Below are 17,156 nucleotides of genomic sequence, written 5' to 3'. Positions count from 1 at the left end.
CGGGGTCGCCGCCAGGGGGCTTCGCGGGTCGCAGGCCGTATCGCGGGGGGCAAGTGATCGTTCTGCCAGGCGTGATCACCCGTCAGCTGCTCCTCTGCCTCGGCGCCACCGTGGCACTGAACCCGCTCGCCGCGCAGCTGTACGCGGGCACCGGGCAGTGCCCGGTGGGCCCCGTCCCGCCGAGGGCGGCCGCGCCCGCACCGGCCGCGCCTCCCGTGGTGCGGCCGGGCCGCGAGCGCCCCGGTGCCGTGCCCCCGCCCGAGATCGGTGTACCGACGTCCCGCCCGCGCCCGCCGGACCCGGTGCGGCGCCCGGAGGTACCCGTGGTGCCCGCGCCGCACCCCGCCGCGAAGCCCCGCGCCCACGCGGCCGTGCACCACCTCGCGCACCCCTACCGCTCCACCGCCCACGAACGCCCGGCCCCCGCCGGTTTCTCCACGGTCACGCTGATGCTCGTCGTCACCACGCCCGCCGTCCTGGCCGCCGCCATCCTCCGCCCCCGATCCCGTTCCGGAGCCCGCCCGTGTCGCAATGGCTAGTACTCCTCGCCGCGTTGGTGCTCGTCTGCGCCGTCGTCCTCACCGTCACCGTGCTGCGCCACCGCCGCGTCGCGGACGCCGAGGACCCCAGTGAGACGCCCGACGTCATCGAGTACATGGTGATGATGGTCGGCGTCGTGTACGCCATCGTGCTCGGCCTCGCGATCGCGGGCGTCTGGGAGGCGCGCGGCGCGGCCGAGGACTCCGTGCAGCGCGAGGCCCAGGCGCTGTACGAGGTCGGCCAGCGGGTCGACGTGTACCCGCCCGCCGTACGCGACCGCATCCGCAACGAGATCGGTGCGTACGCCGCCCACACCGTGTCGGCCGAGTGGCCCCTACTGGTCCAGGGCCAGGAGCCGTCGCCGGACGGGGCCGCGCTGCTCGCCGCCGTACGCACCGACGTCACCCACCGCGCACCCGCCAACGACCTCCAGGCGCAGGCCTATCAGCCGCTGCTCGACCAGATCGCCACCGCCGACGACGCCCGGCACACGCGGCTCGACAGCGCCGGTTCCACGCTGCCGGGGGTCGTCTGGTTCGGCCTCGTCGCCGGGGCCGTGGTGACGATCGGCCTGATCTTCACGCTCCAGATCCGCCGCTCGGCGAGGGAGTTGCTGCTCGCCGGGATCTTCAGCGGCCTGATCGTCTTCCTGCTGTTCCTGGTCTGGAGCTTCGACGCGCCGTTCGGCAGGTCGGGTACGGAGTCGGCGGACCCGTTCCGCGAACTCGTCCCGAGCGTGACCGCCGCTCAGGCGGCCCACCCGACGAACTGAGCCCAGGCGGTCGGGGCGACCGCGAAGACCGGGCCGTCGGTGAGCTTGCTGTCGCGGACGTGGACGGCGTGGGGGCAGGTGGCGATCTCGACGCACTCGCCGCCGCTGGAGCTGCTGTATGAAGACTTGTGCCACTCGACCGCTACCTCGACGCAGTTGCCACCGCTGGCGTTGCTGTACGAGGACTTGCGCCAGTCGAAGGCCACTTCGACGCACTCGCCGCCACTGTCGCTGCTGTAGCTGGACTTGAACCACCGCAGGGTGTTGCTCATGTGTGCTCTCCTGCCAACCGCTCGATGAGGTCCAGCGATTCACGAGGACCCAGGGCCTGTGCCCGGATCTTCGCATAACGCTGGGCGTACGTACTCACCTTTGCGGGGTCGGAGATCAACAGGCTTTCGTCCTGGGGCTCCAGGTAGACGAGGTGGTCGTGCTCCGGTGTCTCCACGAGGGTCATGCCACCACGGTCGCCCGCGTGTTCGCCGCTCGCCCCGCAGTCCAAAGGCAGTACCTGAAGGGTCACGTTCCGCCTCTGAGCGCACTTCGCCAAGTGCAGCAACTGGCCATGCATGACGCCCTGGTCGCCGATCATCCGCCGCAGTACGGACTCTTCCAGCACCACTTCGATCAGGGTGGTCGGCTCGCGCTCGAACAGCGCCCGTCGCGCCATCCTCGCCTCGACCAGCTGCTCCACCCTCTCCTCGGCCAGCGGCGGATAGCCGCCCCCGATCAGCGCCCGCGCGTACTCCTCGGTCTGGAACAGACCGTGGATGACGAGCGTGGCGTACAGCCGCAGCACCACCGCCTCCTGCTCCAGCAGCGAGTAGTTCTGGAACTGCTCCGGGTACTTCTCCAGGCGTACGTACTTCCGGGAGCCCTCGAAGAACTCCAGGCCCTCGCCGAGCACCTCCTCCAGTTTCACCAGCATCTGATCGCTCGCGGGCTGGGCGAGCGTTTCCATGGCGCTCACCGCCGCCGCCGAGAAACCCAATTCATGGCCTGTCTGCTCCTGAGTCCAGCCCCGCCGCAGACGCAGCCGCCGCGCCATCTCGGCGACCATCCGGGATGCCGGACCTGCCGTTACCTTGTTCTCCGCTCGTGCCATTTTCGACCACCGATTTCGACTCAACCGGACTCAACCGGACTCAACTGGTCCCCGCCGAATTCAACTGCATAACAAGGGAGTTCGGGCTTATCTACGCTTGCGCGACGCCCTCGCTGCGGTCATGGAAAACGCTAGCGGGACAGGGCGAAGCTGTCTTCGTGGATACACGAAACCGCGTCGTAAACCTTGATTTCGTCCCGGACTGGATTCCGGTTTCCGGGTTCCGGCTCAGAAAAGCGGGCGTGCAATTCGATGCCGTACGGGTGGACGGTGACGCCGGGCGGCGGATCGCGGACGCGCTGGAGCAGATGACCGGCGGCGACCCGGGCCCGATCGTCGCGGAGGCGAGCGGAAGGCGCGGGGTGTACTTCCTGGTGGCCCCGCGCAGCACCGCCCACCGCAGCTGGCCGCCGGGCGCTACGCGCTTCAACTCGGCGGCGGGGAGGATCAGTTACGTACCCGTACCGGCGCTGCGGGGCGCGACCTGGCCGCTGTCGTGGCGCTGTCCGCCGACGACGGCGGACCGGTTCGTGCACACGCTGCTGCTTCGTACGGTCGCGCAGCAGATCCTGGCCCCGCCGCCGGAGGGCTGAGCCGTAGGCCTACTGCGCGTCCGACACCTTGTCGTACGTCACCTGCTCGCCCGTGTCGTCGTTCTGGCGGCGCAGGCGGCCGTCCGGGAGGACCGTCAGGGTGGTGGCCGCGCCCGGGGAGCACGAGGCGGTCGGGCCGGACTCGACCGTGGAGGGGCCCAGGTGGAGCGGGGCGTCCGGGGTGGGCGGGGTCGCGGTGAGGGACGCGCGGAAGACGCAGTGGTAGGTGCTGCCGCCATCCAGCGGGCCGTCCGCCGTGAGGGTCATGACCTGGTCGCCGACCTTGCCGGGCCGGATGACCAGGTGGCGGTTGTTGTGGCCGGAGGCGTTGTCGATCGTGCCGGACCAGGCACCCACGTACTGCTGGGGGATGTCACCCGGGGCGCTCGTGCCGGGGGAGGCGGACGGACTCTTGCTGTCGCTCGAACTCGGCGTGGTGGAAGGCTCCTTGGAGGCCGACGGGCTCGCCGCCTTGTCGTCCTTCTTCTCCAACGGGTCGTTCATGTACGCGTACACCGCACCGCCCGCGCCGATCGCCACCACCAGCGCGACCGCGACCAGCGCGATCGTCGACTTGGCGTTGCGGCGCGGCGGCTCCTCGGGGGGCAGGGGCGGGCCGTAGCCGTAGAGGGCGGGGTTGGGGTGCGGGTAGCCGTATCCGACGGGCTGCTGCGGGGGCGGGTAGCTGTGGGCGGGGGCGGGCTGGCCGCCGTTGGCCCAGGGCGGCGGGGGCGCGGGGGCGGCGTATCCGGGGCGCGCGAGGCCCGAGCCCGAGCCGTTGGGGGAGATCGCGGTCGGGGTCGGGGCGGGGCCGCTCGGCGGGAGTACGGGCATCGGGGGCGGGGTCGGGGCCGGCGCCGGGACCGGGGTCTGGGCCGTGCCGCCGTCCGGGTTCTCGACCTCCAGCAACTGCACGGCGTGGCGGCCGAGTTCGGCGATCAGGGGGCCGGGGAGCCACGGGGCCGTCGACGCGTCCTCGGGGCCGAGTCGCTCCAGGATCGCGGTGAGCGGGGGGCGGTCCTCGGGGGCCTTGTGCAGACAGTCCCGTACGAGCTCGCGCAGCGCCTCCGGCACCCCGTCCAGGTCCGGCGGCTCCTGGGCGATCCGGAACATCAGCGCGTGCACGCCGCTGTCGCTCCCGCCGAACGGGAGCTTCCCGCTCGCCGCGTACGCCAGCACCGAGCCGAGGCAGAAGACGTCGCAGGCGGGTGTGATGCGGTCGCCGCGGACCTGTTCGGGGGCCATGAAGCCGGGCGAGCCCACCAGTGCGCCGGTGCGGGTCAGGCCGCCGTCGGTGACGGTTTCGAGTGCCCGGGCTATGCCGAAGTCGATGACGCGGGGGCCGTCGATGGTGATCAGGACATTGGAGGGCTTGAGGTCGCGGTGGATCAGGCCGGCGGTGTGGATGTCCTGGAGGGCGTGGGTGAGGCCGCGGGCGAGTACGCGGACGGAGTGCTCGGGGAGAGGGCCGTGGTTTCCGCCCGACACGACGGTGTGGAGGCTGGGCCCGGCCACGTAGCCCGTGGCGACCCAGGGGATGGGGGCGTCGGTGTCGGCGTCGAGGACGGGGGCGGTCCACTGGCCGCCGACTCGGCGGGCGGCCTGCACCTCCTGGCGGAAGCGGCCGCGGAACTCCTCGCGTTCGGCGAGTTCCTGGCGTACGAGCTTGACGGCTACGGTTCGGCCGCGGTCCGAGCGGGCCAGGTAGACGTGGCCCATTCCGCCTGCGCCGAGGCGTGCGAGTATCCGGTACGCGCCGATTCGCTGCGGATCCCCCGCCCCCAGTTTCTCCACGGGGTGAGGATAGTGCGCGGGTGGGGCCTGCGGCCCCTGGACCCGGGGTTCGTCTGCGGGTGGTGGTGGGCTGGTCGCGCAGTTCCCCGCGCCCCTTAAATGCTCGGCTTCGCCATCGCCATCGCCCGTACCCCCTAGGGGCGCGGGGAACTGCGCGAGCAACCGGCCATGGTCCGCAGACGAACGAGGGTTTTCAGGGGCGCGGGGAACTGCGCGAGCAACCGGCCGTGGTCCGCAGACGACAGCGGCGGGGTGCTGGGGCCGCAGGCCCCGGGAGAGGCACCCCGGGGCGACGGGTCGACACCCTGCCGAGCCGTGCCCGCCACGCCATACAACCTGGCCATCCCCACCCCCACCTGCCACTCCTTACCCTGGCCCCATGACCCCTCATGTCGACCCCGCCCCCCGGACCGGCGCGGCCGTGAAGGCCGCCGATCGTGCGCACGTGTTCCACTCCTGGTCCGCCCAGGGACTGATCGACCCGCTCGCCGTCGCCGGCGCGGAGGGCTCGTACTTCTGGGACTACGACGGCAACCGCTACCTCGACTTCACCAGCGGCCTCGTCTTCACCAACATCGGGTACCAGCACCCCAAGGTCGTCGCCGCGATCCAGGAGCAGGCCGGGAAGCTCGCGACCTTCGCGCCCGCCTTCGCCGTCGAGGCCCGCTCCGAGGCCGCACGCCTCATCGCCGAGCGGACCCCGGGCGACCTGGACAAGATCTTCTTCACGAACGGCGGCGCCGAGGCCGTCGAGAACGCCGTCCGGCTGGCCCGGCTGCACACCGGGCGGCACAAGGTGATGAGCGCGTTCCGCTCGTACCACGGCGCCACCGCGCAGGCCATCAACCTCACCGGCGACCCCCGCCGCTGGGCCTCCGACACGGGCTCGGCCGGAGTCGTCCGCTTCTGGGCGCCGTTCCTCTACCGGTCGGCCTTCTACGCGACCACCGAAGCCGAGGAGTGCGCCCGCGCCCTCACCCACCTCGAGGACACCATCGCCTTCGAGGGGCCCGGCACCATCGCCGCCATCATCCTGGAGACCATCCCCGGCACCGCCGGGATCATGACCCCGCCCCCCGGCTACCTCGCCGGTGTCCGCGAGATCTGCGACCGGTACGGGATCGTCCTCGTCCTGGACGAGGTCATGTCCGGGTTCGGGCGGACCGGTGCCTGGTTCGCCGCCGATCTCCACGGCGTCACGCCCGACCTCATGACCTTCGCCAAGGGCGTGAACTCCGGGTACGTGCCCCTCGGCGGCGTCGCCATCTCCGCCGAGATCGCCGCCACCTTCGACAAGCGGCCCTTCCCCGGCGGGCTCACCTACTCCGGGCACCCCCTCGCCTGCGCCGCCGCCGTCGCCACCATCAACGTCATGGAGGACGAGGGCATCGTCGGCCAGGCCGCGCACATCGGCTCCACCGTCCTGGAGCCGGGGCTGCGCGACCTCGCCGCCCGCCACCCCTCCGTCGGCGAGGTGCGCGGCACGGGTGTCTTCTGGGCCCTCGAACTGGTCAAGGACCGGGAGACGCGCGAGCCGCTCGTCCCGTACAACGCCTCCGGCGCCGACGCCGCCCCCATGGCCGCCTTCGGCGCCGCCTGCAAGAAGAACGGCCTGTGGCCCTTCATCAACATGAACCGCACCCACGTCGTCCCGCCCTGCAACATCACCGAGGCCGAGGCCAAGGAAGGCCTCGCGGTGCTGGACGAGGCGCTGTCCGTCGCGGATGAGTACACCGTCTGAGACCCTTCCCGACAGACGCGTGCGGCCCGGGAAACCACTCCTCCCGGGCCGTATTTGCGTATCCGCGCAACAATGTGCCGGGCCGCCGCCCGTCGGAGCTGGCCTATCGTGTGCGGGATACCGACGAGGGGAGGGGCGCCGTGCCCGCGAGTGGAGGCGTGACGCGCAGCACACTGCGGCAGCAGATCGCCGACGCGCTGCGCGACGAGATACTGGCCGGGCGCCTCCAGCCCGGCGAGGAGTTCACCGTCAAGCAGATCGCCGAGCAGTACGGGGTCAGCGCCACCCCCGTCCGCGAGGCCCTCGTCGACCTCACCGCCCAAGGCCTGCTCGACTCCGACCAGCACCGCGGCTTCCGCGTCCACGAGTTCTCCGTCGAGGACTACAAGGGGATGGTCGAAGCCCGGTCGCTCGTCGTCAACGGGATCTTCCGCAAGATCACCGAGCTCGGCGCCGCCCAGGGCCCCGCCCTCGTCTCCGTCCGCCGCCGCGCCGAGGAGTGCGCCCGCGCCGCCCGCAGCGGCGACCTCAACATCCTCATCGGCTACGACCTGCGGTTCTGGCGCGAGCTCGGCGCCCTCGCCGGAAACCCGTACATCTCGGACTTCCTGCACCGGCTGCGGATGCAGTGCTGGGTCTTCGCCGTCCCGTATCTGCGCGGGCGCAGCGACCTCAGCGACTGGCTGTGGAATGGGCACGGCGACCTCGTCGACGCCGTGGTCAAGGGCGACGGCGACGCCGCCCACGCCGTGATCCGCGCGTACAACGACCACTCGCTCACCTGGGCGGAGCGGCTGAAGCGGTGACGGACGGCGGCCCCCCCGACCTCTCGGTCGTCGTCCCCGCGTACAACGAGGAGCGGCGCCTCGGCCCGACCCTGGACGCCATCCGGGACCACCTCCACGGCTCGGCGCTCTCCTGGGAGCTGATCGTCGTCGACGACGGGTCCGAGGACGGCACGGCGGATGTGGCCCGGCAGGCCGCCGCCGACCCCCGCATCCGTCTCCTCGCCGCCGACCGCAACCGCGGCAAGGGCCACGCCCTGCGGCTCGGCGTCGCCGCCTCCCGGGGCGCCCGCGTGCTGCTCACCGACGCCGACCTGGCCACCCCCGTCGCCGAGCTCGACCGGCTCGCCAAGGAGCTCGACGGCGCCGACGCGGCCGCCGCGATCGGCTCCCGCGCCCACCCCGAGGCCGACATAGCCGTCCACCAGGGCCGGGTCCGCGAGTGGCTCGGGCGGATGGGCAACCGGCTCATACGCGCGGTCGCGGTCCCCGGCATCCACGACACCCAGTGCGGCTTCAAGCTCTTCGACGGCGACAAGGCGCGCGCGGCCTTCGCGGACGCCCGCCTGGACGGCTGGGGCATCGACGTGGAGATCCTCCAGTACTTCCGCCGCCACGGCTGGCCCGTGGCCGAGGTCCCGGTCCGCTGGTCCCACCAGGAGGGCTCCAAGGTCGGCCCGGCCGACTACGGCCGGGTGCTCCTCGAACTCGTCCGCCTCAAGGCCCGCTCCGCCGGCCGCGCGAGCCTCGCCCTGTTCGCCCTCTTCCTGCTCTCCTCGGTCCTGCTCTACAAGGACCTCTGGACCGACCTCGGCTCCGGCTACCTCGCCGACTCCGGTCAGGACCAGAACCAGTGGGAGTGGTTCTTCTCGGTCACCGCCGACAACGTCCGGCATCTGCGCGACCCGTTCTTCACCACCCTCCAGGGCTTCCCGGACGGGGTGAACCTCATGGGCAACACGCCCATGCTGGGCCTGTCCGTGCCGCTCACACCCGTCACGCTCGCGCTGGGCCCGACCGTCACCTGGGCGCTGGTCCTCACCCTGGGCCTGACCGCCACCGCGTACGCCTGGTACCGGCTCTTCGCGCGGTGGGTGACCGCCAACCCGTGGGCCGCGGGCCTGGGCGGCGCGCTCGCCGGGTTCGCGCCGCCGATGGTCTCGCACGCCAACGCGCACCCGAACTTCTGCGTCCTGTTCATGATCCCGGTGATCGTCGACCGCGCGCTGCGGCTGTGCTCACCGGCCGCGGACGTGCGCCGCGACGGCGTGCTGCTCGGCCTGTTCACCGCGTACCAGATCTTCCTCGGCGAGGAGGTCCTGCTGCTCGCCTCGGTCGGCATGCTGCTCTTCGCGCTGTCGTACGCGCTGGCGCGGCGGGACGTCGTCCGCGAGGCCGGGCCCACGCTCGCGAAGGGCCTCGGGGTGGCCGCCCTGGTCTGTCTGCCGCTGGTGGCGTACCCGCTGACCTGGCAGTTCTTCGGCAGCCAGAGCTACCACTCGGTGCTGCACGGCGACGCCGCGGGCAACAGCCCGCTCTCGTTCCTGAAGTTCTCCGGGCGGGCGCTCCTCGGCGACGAGGCGACGGCGGACAAGCTGGCGCTCAACCGGACCGAGCAGAACGCGTTCTACGGCTGGCCGCTGATCGCCCTGGCCTTCGCGATCACGGTACGGCTGTGGCGGCACGCCCTGGTGAAGGCGCTCGCGGGCACGGCCCTCGCGGCGGCGCTGCTCTCGCTCGGGCAGAAGATCCGCATCCCGTACACGGACGTGGTCCTGCCCGGCCCCTGGCGCGCCCTCGCCCACCGCCCGCTCTTCGAGTCGGTCATCGAGGGCCGGGTCGGCATGGTCTGCGCACCGGCGCTCGGCGCGCTGGTCGCGCTGGCGGCCGGCCGGCTGGCGACGGCGGGCCGGGTGAACCGGCTCGCCGGCCTCGCGGCGGTGGCGCTGGCCCTGCTGCCGATCGTCCCGACGCCGTTCGCGGTGACCGAGCGGGCGCCGGTGCCGTCGTTCTTCGCGGACGGGCTGTGGCGTCCGTACGTGAAGCCCGGCGAGTCCGTGGTGACGGTGCCGCTGCCCGACCCGGCGGCCGCCGACGCCCTGCACTGGCAGGTCCGCGCCGACCTCGGCTTCCCGCTCCCCGGCGGCTACTTCAACGGCCCCTGGGGCCCGGACCGCATCGGCATCTACGGCGCCTCCCCGCGCTGGACCTCCAACCTCCTGCGCGATGTGCGCTACGGCGGCGCGATCCCGGACATCGGCGACGCCTGGCGCGCCCAGGCGCGGGCGGACCTGGCGTACTGGAAGGCCGGTCTGGTCGTGCTGCCCCCGCAGGACAACGACGAGGCGCTGTACACGACGGTGACGCGGCTGCTCGGCAGGGAGGGGCGCCGGGTGGACGGGGTATGGATCTGGGACGTGGGCCGCTGAACCCGGCCGGGTCGGTCGTCATGCGTCTGCTGATACGCGTGTGACGCCTGAGCCGACGTCTTCGCGGCGCGTTGACGCGTGCCCCGCACGGGAGTTGACGGGCGAGCTTCGCGGAGCGTGCTCGGCGGACTACGCTGTCCCGACCATCGCGACCTCGTAAGGAGCCCCGTGGCCTGTGACTTGTGGCTGGTCCCCCTCGTCGACGTGCTGTGCCACAGCCCCGACAACCCGTTCGCCGAGGAGATCGCCTCGTACGACAAGGCACTCGGTGAGGCAGGGCTGCCGCCCGTGCCCGTCTTCGCGTACATGCCCGGCCTGTCGGGCGACGTCGCCCCGGTCGCGGGCTTCGACTACGACGCGCTGCACTTCCTGCGCCGCGCCTACCTCCTCCAGCTCTGCCGCCTCGCCGTGACGCCGGTCGACGAGCTCGGCGGCGACTACGAGCAGCTCCTGGAGATGTTCGAGACGACGGCCCAGCAGTCCCATCTGGTCTGGCACTACGACCACGCGGGCGCGTATGTGCCGGTGGACTTCCACACCCCGCTCGCCAACGAGGAGCTGCTGGCCGGGGGCGGTCCGCTGGGCTCCACCCACGGGCTGCTGCGGGAGCTGGAGTTCGTGGCCCCGGCGATCGGGATAGACCCCGTGAACCCGCCGATGGCCCCGGCCCCGCCGGACCGGCCGACCTCCTTGGAGGAGCCCGCGGGCCCGATCCCGTACGACGAGAGCCCCTTCGCACGGGAGCGGCACGTGTGGCTGGGGCTGCACGCGGCGGCCACGAGGTCGCTGGCGCAGGGCTCTATGATCATCTTCAGCTGAGGGTCGGCCGGGTGTACGGGGGGATGTCGCCGGGGCACCACCCGCCCCACCCCTGACCGTAAACTCCCCGCCACCTGGCGGGAGTAGGACCGGTCCATGTCACAAACGACGGGCGCTCAGAGCGCCGCCGCCCCGGCCCGCTTCTCCGATGTGAAGGGGTGGTTCTGGCCCGCCGACCAACTGCTCTTCGACTGGTTCCTGGCGCGCCAGGAGCGCCAGGAACTCCGTGGTGACCTGCTGGAACTCGGCGCGTACCTCGGCAAGAGCGCGATCTTCCTGGGGTCGTACCTGCGCCAGGGCGAGACGTTCACGGTCTGCGACCTGTTCGACTCGCCCGCGCCGGACGACCCCAACAGCGAGGAGATGGACCGCTCGTACGCGACGCTGACGCGGCGGGCCTTCGAGGCGAACTACCTGTCCTTCCACGACGAGCTCCCCGTGGTCGTCCAGGCCCCCACGTCGGTGATCACCTCCCGGGTGTCCGCGTCCTCCTGCCGCTTCATCCACGTGGACGCGTCGCACCTGTACGAGCACGTGCACGGGGACATCGCGGCGGCGCGGGCGCTCGTCGTCCCCGACGGGATCGTGGCGTTCGACGACTTCCGGGCGGAGCACTGTCCGGGGGTCGCGGCGGCGGTGTGGGGTGCGGTGGCGACGACCGGGCTGCGGCCGGTCTGCATCACCGGGACGAAGTTCTACGGCACGTGGTCGGACCCTGAGCCGGTCCGTTCGGAGCTTCTGGCGTGGCTGTCGTCGCGTTCCGACATGTGGCATGGGGTGGAGGAGGTGGCGGGGGCGCCGCTGATCCGGATCGCGGGGAAGAAGGCGGTGGCGCCGGCGGCGCCGCGCTCGCGCCACGAGGGCGCACCGGCCCCCTCGCCCGCGCCCCCCGCGCCCCCGGCGCCGCGCGCCCCGCTGGCCCGCCGCTTGGCGAGGACGCTGCTGCCGCGCCGCTGATTTTTGACCCCCACCCCACCCCTTCCCGAAAGCCCTCTGGCGGGCGGCCGGGACCCCTGTTCGCCTGCGGACCGTGGCCGGTTGCTCGCGCAGTTCCCCGCGCCCCTGAAGTGCTCGGCTTCGCCCTCGCAATCGCCCGTACCCCCTAGGGGCGCGGGGAACTGCGCGACCAGCCCGCCACGGCCCGCAGACGAACACAGCGGGGCGCAGGGGCCGCAGGCCCCACCCCCGGAGGGTTTAGGGAAGGGGTGGGGTGGGGGCTCTAACGCGGGGACTCCGGGGGGCGCTGGCGCGGCATGTTCGGGCGGGTGCCCGGGGGGAGGGGGAAGCGGCCCGGGCCGGGGGCCGCGTCCGGGCGGGGGGAGGTGGACGCCAGGGACTGCATCACCAGGGGCGCCGGGCCGGAGCGGAACTCCACCATCCAGTCCGCCGTCTCGGAGCGCACCAGCTCCGTGACGTCCTCGGAGAACCGGCGCAGGACCGACAGGCACCGATCCGCCGCCTCACTCGCCGTCCCCTCCGTCGGTCCCAGAACCTCCCGCACACTCTCCGACGCCCAGTCGAACTGAAGACCCTGCAACCGCCGCTGCACCGCCTGCGCCGTCGCGACATCCCGCATCCACCCCGACGTAAGCCCGAAGTACCGGTCGCAGGCCAGGCACGCCGCCCCCAGGAGCAGGCAGACGTAGCCCCAGCCGGACGCGCCCGACAGCGCCCCGGTCACGTCGAGCAGCGGCAGCCCCGCCCCGGCGATCGCCCCCGCCGCCGTGCACACCCGCAGCACCCGCGCGCCCCGCCGCTTCCACAGCCGGTCCGCCAGGTACCACTCGGCTGTGCGCAGCGCCCCCGCCTCGACCCACCGGTACAGCTCGTCGAGCCGTTCCGCGGGCTCGCCCCAGTCGCCGAGCGGGAACGGGCGCCCGGTCAGGTCGCGCTCGTCCCGGGGCGGTCCCGGGAGCCCCTCGGGCTGCATCTCCGGCTGGCTCACCCGGCGCTCCCTCCGCGGTGCGTATCGAAACTGTCGGCGTGCGGTCGGCGCATGCCGGTGACGTAACGTACAGTCACCGTCCATCACCGTGCGCAGCGGCCACCGGCCTCCCCCGAGACGTGACTGCCCTTCCTACCGCCGAATGGTGGGCGCGAGGGCCGCTATCGCGCTGTTTCCCCCCGTAAGTGGGCCTTGATCAGGTAGGAGAACCTCCGCCGACTCACTCGAAAGAGTTGCGGAGCAGTGCGCGGGGAGAGCACGTAGGCTCGGAGTGCCGGATCCTTCCGGCACCCGAGTACGCGGCTACGCGACACACGACTACGCGAAAAGACGGAGTGCACCGTGATCCCTGGTGGTGGCCAGCCCAACATGCAGCAGCTGCTCCAGCAGGCGCAGCAGATGCAGCAGGACCTCGCCCGTGCGCAGGAGGAGCTCGCCGCGACCGAGGTCGACGGCCAGGCCGGCGGCGGGCTCGTCAAGGCGACCGTGACCGGCTCCGGCGAGCTGCGCGGCCTCGTCATCGACCCCAAGGCGGTCGACCCCGAAGACACCGAGACGCTCGCGGACCTCGTCGTCGCCGCCGTCCAGGCCGCGAACGAGAACGCGCAGCAGCTCCAGCAGCAGAAGCTCGGCCCGCTGGCGCAGGGCCTCGGCGGAATGCCCGGCCTGCCCTTCTGAGGCCGATGCGGGAGCGCGCTCCTGAACAGTGGTGAACAACGCGGGTCCGCTCTTATGCGGCGCCCGCCCACCAACTACCGTAAGCACCCGGAAGACCCACGAGAGGCAGTCCGTTGTACGAAGGCGTGGTCCAGGACCTCATCGACGAGTTGGGCAGGCTGCCCGGCGTCGGTCCCAAGAGCGCGCAGCGGATCGCCTTCCACATCCTCCAGGCCGAGCCCACCGACGTGCGCCGCCTCGCGCACGCGCTGCTCGAAGTGAAGGACAAGGTCCGGTTCTGCGCGGTGTGCGGCAACGTGGCGCAGCAGGAGCAGTGCAACATCTGCCGCGACCCGCGCCGCGACCTCGCCGTCATCTGTGTCGTGGAGGAGCCCAAGGACGTCGTGGCGATCGAGCGGACCCGCGAGTTCCGCGGCCGCTACCACGTGCTCGGCGGCGCCATCAGCCCCATCGAGGGGGTCGGCCCGGACGACCTGCGCATCCGCGAGCTGCTCGCCCGGCTCGCCGACGGCACGGTCACCGAACTGATCCTGGCCACCGACCCGAACCTGGAGGGCGAGGCGACAGCGACGTACCTCGCCCGCATGATCAAGCCGATGGGCCTGCGGGTCACCCGGCTGGCCAGCGGACTCCCCGTCGGGGGAGATCTGGAGTACGCGGACGAGGTCACGCTCGGGCGGGCCTTTGAAGGAAGGCGACTTCTCGATGTCTGACGCAACGCTGCACGCGGTCAACCAGGATCCGGACTCCTTCGCGGTCCAGATCGCGGACCAGGTCGAGTCCTTCATCGTCGCGGTCACCGAGGTGGCCAAGGGCGACGAGCCGGACAGCGCGGTGCCGTTCCTGCTCCTGGAGGTCTCCCAGCTGCTGCTCGCCGGGGGCCGCCTCGGTGCGCACGAGGACATCGTCCCGGACGAGCGGTACGAGCCGGACCTCGGCCCGGAGCCGGACGTCGACGACCTGCGCGAGCGGTTCGCGGCCCTGCTGGAGCCGATCGACGTCTACTCCGAGGTCTTCGACCCGTACGAGCCGCGCAAGGCGCCCGTCGCCTGCCGGATCTCCGACGACCTCGCGGACGTCGTCACCGATCTGCGCCACGGCCTCGCCCACTACCGCGCGGGCCGCACCACCGAGGCGCTGTGGTGGTGGCAGTTCTCGTACTTCTCCAACTGGGGCTCCACCGCCTCCGCGACCCTGCGAGCCCTCCAGTCGCTCGTCGCCCACGTCCGCCTCAACCAGCCCCTGGAGGAGCTGGACGGCCTGGACACGGACGAGGACCTCACCGAGGAGTCGCTCGCCGAGGAGGCGGGCCGCGTGATGGCCGAGGAGATCGCGGGGCCGCTGGGCCTGCGCACGGTCAAGTAGTCCCGTACGCGCTCCCCCGGCTTGTGAGCCGCCCCACACCCGTGCGTACAACCACGGCCGAGGGGCAGGTGCGCCATCACGAGCGGACCGGATCCGTCCCCCCACCCGGGGGCCTACCAAGATCGCATCGCGAGCGGGACATCTCACGATGTGACACCTCCCGGGAGGATCCGGGCCGCTCGTTAGACTGAGCCGACCGCAGTAATGAACCGAGCGAGGAGCGCACGTGGGCCTTGTCGTGCAGAAGTACGGAGGCTCCTCCGTTGCCGATGCCGAGGGCATCAAGCGCGTCGCCAAGCGGATCGTGGAAGCCAAGAAGAACGGCCACCAGGTGGTCGTCGTGGTTTCCGCGATGGGCGACACGACGGACGAGTTGATCGATCTCGCCGAGCAGGTATCTCCGATGCCGACCGGCCGGGAATTCGACATGCTGCTGACCGCCGGAGAGCGGATCTCCATGGCCCTGCTGGCCATGGCGATCAAAAACCTGGGCCACAACGCCCAGTCGTTCACGGGCAGCCAGGCAGGCGTCATCACGGACTCGGTCCACAACAAAGCGCGGATCATCGACGTCACGCCGGGCCGCATCCGCACCGCCCTCGACGAGGGCAACATCGCGATCGTGGCCGGGTTCCAGGGCGTGTCCCAGGACAAGAAGGACATCACCACGCTCGGCCGAGGCGGGTCCGACACCACGGCCGTCGCCCTCGCGGCGGCGCTCGACGCCGAGGTCTGCGAGATCTACACGGACGTCGACGGTGTGTTCACCGCCGACCCGCGTGTGGTGAAGAAGGCCAAGAAGATCGACTGGATCTCCTTCGAGGACATGCTGGAGCTGGCCGCGTCCGGCTCCAAGGTGCTGCTGCACCGCTGCGTCGAGTACGCACGCCGTTACAACATCCCGATCCACGTGCGGTCGTCCTTCAGCGGACTTCAGGGCACCTGGGTCAGCAACGAACCACGTTCCCGGGCGGAAGGTCAGCAGGTGGAGCACGCCATCATCTCCGGAGTCGCCCACGACGTCTCCGAGGCGAAGATCACGGTGGTCGGGGTCCCCGACAAGCCGGGCGAGGCCGCGGCCATCTTCCGGACCATCGCCAATGCCGAGATCAACATCGACATGGTCGTCCAGAACGTCTCGGCCGCCTCCACCGGGCTGACCGACATCTCGTTCACCCTGCCCAAGGCGGAGGGCCGCAAGGCCATCGACGCCCTGGAGCGGGCCAAGGCGACCATCGGCTTCGAGTCGCTGCGCTACGACGACCAGATCGCCAAGATCTCGCTGGTCGGCGCCGGGATGAAGACCAACCCGGGCGTCACCGCCGGGTTCTTCGAGGCGCTCAGCGACGCGGGCGTGAACATCGAGCTGATCTCCACCTCCGAGATCCGCATCTCCGTGGTCACCCGCGCCGACGACGTCAACGAGGCCGTGCGCGCCGTGCACACCGCCTTCGGCCTGGACTCCGACTCCGACGAGGCGGTCGTCTACGGAGGCACCGGACGATGACCCGCAAGCCGGCGCTCGCGGTCGTCGGAGCGACCGGGGGCGCCGGCGCGGTGCTGCTCCAGATCCTGTCCCAGCATGCGGACGTCTGGGGCGAGATCAGACTCGTCGCCTCCCCGCGCTCGGCGGGCCGCAAGCTCGTCGTGCGCGGCGAGCAGACCGAGGTCCTGGCCCTGGGCGAGGAGGCGCTCGACGGCGTCGACGTCGCCGTCTTCCTGGTGCCCGAGCAGGTCGCCGCCCAGTGGGCGCCGGTCGCCGCCGCCAAGGGCGCGGTGGTCGTGGACACCTCGTCGGCCTTCCGCATGGACCCGGACGTGCCGCTGGTGGTGCCCGAGGTCAACCCCCATGCCGTACGGCTGCGGCCGCGCGGGATCGTGGCCTCCCCGCACTGCGTCACCCTCGCGCTGATCGTGGCGGTGGGCGCGCTGCACGCCGAGTACGGCCTGAGCGGGCTCGTCGTCTCCACGTACCAGGCGGTCAGCGGCGCCGGACGGGCCGGCGTCGAGGCCCTGCGCGCACAGCTCTCCCTCGTCGCGGGTACGGAACTGGGCACCGGGCCCGGCGACGTGCGCCGGGCCGTGGGCGAGGACACCGGGCCGTTCGCGGCGCCGGTGGCGCTCAACGTGGTGCCCTGGTCGGGGGAGCCGGCCGACGGCGGCTGGTCCAGCGAGGAGCTGGGGCTGCGCGAGGAGACCCGCAAGGTGCTCGGCCTGCCGCGGCTCGCGGTGGCCGCGACCTGCGTCCGGGTGCCTGTGGTCACCACCCACTCCGTCTCCGTCCACGCCACCTTCGAGAACGAGGTCGAGGTGGCGCGGGCCCACGAGATCCTGGCGACCGCGCCCGGCGTGGTGCTGCTCGACGACCCGGCGGCCGGCGAGTTCCCGACACCCGCCGACGCGGTCGGCACCGACCCCGCGTGGGTGGGACGGGTACGCCGCTCGCCCGACGACCCGTACGCGCTCGATCTCTTCGTCTGCGGCGACAACCTCCGCAAGGGCTCGGCTTTGAACGCCGCTCAGATCGCGGAGCTGGCGGCCCGGGAATTCAGCGGCTGAAGAGCGGCTGAAGACCGGTCGCACACCGGCG

General features: G+C 71.9%; 17 protein-coding genes. 13 read left to right on the top strand and 4 right to left on the bottom strand.

The window, feature by feature from the left end:
- Positions 1–71: 71 nt before the first annotated feature.
- Positions 72–539: a hypothetical protein gene (locus BX283_RS20440; protein ID WP_101389008.1), complete on the top strand. Its 468-nt coding sequence runs from the start codon at positions 72–74 to the stop codon at positions 537–539.
- A complete protein-coding gene (locus BX283_RS20435) occupies positions 524–1,312 on the top strand; it encodes a DUF4239 domain-containing protein (protein WP_101389007.1) in 789 nt (262 codons plus the stop codon). The genes BX283_RS20440 and BX283_RS20435 overlap by 16 nt, the downstream gene beginning before the upstream one ends.
- Here BX283_RS20435 and BX283_RS20430 read toward each other — a convergent pair.
- Together BX283_RS20430 and BX283_RS20425 are read right to left on the bottom strand one after the other, a co-directional pair.
- Positions 1,288–1,584 carry a DUF397 domain-containing protein gene (locus tag BX283_RS20430; protein ID WP_101389006.1) on the bottom strand — a complete coding sequence of 99 codons (297 nt, stop codon included), beginning with the start codon at positions 1,582–1,584 and terminating at the stop codon, positions 1,288–1,290. The two genes, BX283_RS20435 and BX283_RS20430, sit on opposite strands and share 25 nt — an antisense overlap.
- Positions 1,581–2,417 (bottom strand): helix-turn-helix transcriptional regulator, encoded by an 837-nt coding sequence (locus tag BX283_RS20425; RefSeq protein WP_101389005.1) that lies wholly within the window; start codon positions 2,415–2,417, stop codon positions 1,581–1,583. Before BX283_RS20425 ends, BX283_RS20430 begins: the two co-directional genes overlap by 4 nt.
- A 242-nt stretch (positions 2,418–2,659) precedes the next feature.
- Here BX283_RS20425 and BX283_RS20420 point away from each other — a divergent pair, with 242 nt between their 5' ends.
- Positions 2,660–3,010 carry a hypothetical protein gene (locus BX283_RS20420; RefSeq protein WP_373979226.1) on the top strand — a complete coding sequence of 117 codons (351 nt, stop codon included), beginning with the start codon at positions 2,660–2,662 and terminating at the stop codon, positions 3,008–3,010.
- 9 nt (positions 3,011–3,019) lie between these two features.
- Here the strand turns inward: BX283_RS20420 and BX283_RS20415 are convergent, their stop codons facing one another.
- Positions 3,020–4,804, bottom strand: a complete 1,785-nt coding sequence (locus BX283_RS20415; protein ID WP_101389003.1) for a serine/threonine-protein kinase — start codon at positions 4,802–4,804, stop codon at positions 3,020–3,022.
- Positions 4,805–5,183: 379 nt separating this feature from the next.
- On the opposite strand from BX283_RS20415, the gene BX283_RS20410 reads away from it, so the two are divergent.
- The 5 genes from BX283_RS20410 (at position 5,184) to BX283_RS20390 (ending at position 11,535) form a co-directional block, all read left to right on the top strand.
- Positions 5,184–6,545, top strand: coding sequence for an aspartate aminotransferase family protein (locus BX283_RS20410; protein ID WP_101389002.1), 1,362 nt, complete (start codon positions 5,184–5,186; stop codon positions 6,543–6,545).
- Positions 6,546–6,685: 140 nt separating this feature from the next.
- Positions 6,686–7,351, top strand: a complete 666-nt coding sequence (locus BX283_RS41055) for a GntR family transcriptional regulator (protein WP_101389001.1) — start codon at positions 6,686–6,688, stop codon at positions 7,349–7,351.
- Positions 7,348–9,759 (top strand): dolichyl-phosphate beta-glucosyltransferase, encoded by a 2,412-nt coding sequence (locus BX283_RS20400; RefSeq protein ID WP_257583283.1) that lies wholly within the window; start codon positions 7,348–7,350, stop codon positions 9,757–9,759. The genes BX283_RS41055 and BX283_RS20400 overlap by 4 nt, the downstream gene beginning before the upstream one ends.
- A gap of 168 nt (positions 9,760–9,927) precedes the next feature.
- Entirely contained in the window at positions 9,928–10,578 is a 651-nt protein-coding gene (locus BX283_RS20395) for a hypothetical protein (protein WP_101389000.1), read from the top strand.
- A gap of 96 nt (positions 10,579–10,674) precedes the next feature.
- Positions 10,675–11,535: a class I SAM-dependent methyltransferase gene (locus BX283_RS20390; protein ID WP_101388999.1), complete on the top strand. Its 861-nt coding sequence runs from the start codon at positions 10,675–10,677 to the stop codon at positions 11,533–11,535.
- Positions 11,536–11,797: 262 nt separating this feature from the next.
- Here the strand turns inward: BX283_RS20390 and BX283_RS20385 are convergent, their stop codons facing one another.
- The gene (locus tag BX283_RS20385; protein WP_257583281.1) at positions 11,798–12,523 is read right to left on the bottom strand and encodes an SLATT domain-containing protein; all 726 of its coding nucleotides are present in this window, start codon (positions 12,521–12,523) and stop codon (positions 11,798–11,800) included.
- A gap of 342 nt (positions 12,524–12,865) precedes the next feature.
- On the opposite strand from BX283_RS20385, the gene BX283_RS20380 reads away from it, so the two are divergent.
- The 5 genes from BX283_RS20380 (at position 12,866) to BX283_RS20360 (ending at position 17,125) form a co-directional block, all read left to right on the top strand.
- Positions 12,866–13,201 (top strand): YbaB/EbfC family nucleoid-associated protein, encoded by a 336-nt coding sequence (locus BX283_RS20380; RefSeq protein WP_101388998.1) that lies wholly within the window; start codon positions 12,866–12,868, stop codon positions 13,199–13,201.
- Between the two features lie 113 nt (positions 13,202–13,314).
- Positions 13,315–13,914, top strand: a complete 600-nt coding sequence (gene recR / locus BX283_RS20375) for a recombination mediator RecR (protein WP_101388997.1) — start codon at positions 13,315–13,317, stop codon at positions 13,912–13,914.
- Complete coding sequence (locus BX283_RS20370; protein WP_101388996.1) at positions 13,907–14,566, top strand: DUF5063 domain-containing protein; 660 nt, start codon at positions 13,907–13,909, stop codon at positions 14,564–14,566. Before recR ends, BX283_RS20370 begins: the two co-directional genes overlap by 8 nt.
- Positions 14,567–14,792: 226 nt before the next feature.
- Positions 14,793–16,073 (top strand): aspartate kinase, encoded by a 1,281-nt coding sequence (locus BX283_RS20365; RefSeq protein ID WP_101388995.1) that lies wholly within the window; start codon positions 14,793–14,795, stop codon positions 16,071–16,073.
- On the top strand, positions 16,070–17,125 hold the full coding sequence (locus tag BX283_RS20360; protein WP_101388994.1) for an aspartate-semialdehyde dehydrogenase: 1,056 nt from the start codon (positions 16,070–16,072) through the stop codon (positions 17,123–17,125). Before BX283_RS20365 ends, BX283_RS20360 begins: the two co-directional genes overlap by 4 nt.
- Positions 17,126–17,156 lie beyond the last annotated feature (31 nt).

It is taken from the genome of Streptomyces sp. TLI_146, assembly GCF_002846415.1.
GTDB lineage: Bacteria > Actinomycetota > Actinomycetes > Streptomycetales > Streptomycetaceae > Streptomyces.
Note: the sequence above shows the minus strand (reverse complement) of the source record. Positions and strands in the feature narration are given on the sequence as shown.